Genomic DNA, 757 nt, shown 5'->3' on the forward strand with positions numbered 1-757 from the left:
GCTGGATCTTCAACTCTTGCACCCATTATTTGAAGTTCTTAACATATCTACTTTTTCTATTTTGACCATATACCTTGTAATTTTCTATTGATTATTATTTGACCAATATGGTGAGCATCATGGCGGATTACACCATTTATATGTTTCCAAATGGGATGTTTGGATGTATCATTTTCCAAATCTATAATACTCATTTTTTGAATATGGTCATTTATTCCATGGTTTACTTGTTCCATACTTTTTACTAGAGAATCCCAATCCACTTAGTTGATGTATCGATGACTGAAACGGTATTATCATTGTTATTCGGTACATAACCTTTTCTGCCATTGGCTGTAAACGCCGCATCACTTGGTGAGTCCCCAACTTTCTTTATAATCGTATCGACTACTTTATTGAAAGTGGGCGAATTTGGGTCTGCATCTATTACTGAACTTGTATCACTTTCTGAATTGGTTAAAAATGCTCTCATTCCAAATGGTGTGTTCCCGCTCCATACTCCAGAAGGTCCTGCACCTACTGGTATGCTAGTGACCAAATTGGTTCCTGTATCAATTGCTGAAACGGTATGACTAACTGCATTCGTTACATAGACAGTTGTTCCGTCTGGAGTAATGGCTACCTCAATAGGAGCCACCTCTACTGGAATGTCCGCGATGACTGTTTACTATTTCTTCGTATGTGCCTGTGCGTACAAAAGATAAAAATAAAAAAGCCCTTTTTAGGGGTTTGGCTTTAATAATCAGCACTTGTCCCA

At 37.8% G+C, this 757-nt stretch carries 1 protein-coding gene; it reads right to left on the minus strand.

The annotated features are described in order from the left end of the window. Window positions 1–244: 244 nt before the first annotated feature. Window positions 245–637, minus strand: a complete 393-nt coding sequence (locus V7137_RS29555; RefSeq protein ID WP_335701367.1) for a YncE family protein — start codon at window positions 635–637, stop codon at window positions 245–247. Window positions 638–757 lie beyond the last annotated feature (120 nt).

Origin of the sequence: Neobacillus drentensis (genome assembly GCF_036962765.1) — a bacterium.
In the GTDB taxonomy this organism is placed as follows: Bacteria; Bacillota; Bacilli; order Bacillales; family Cytobacillaceae; genus Neobacillus; species Neobacillus drentensis_C.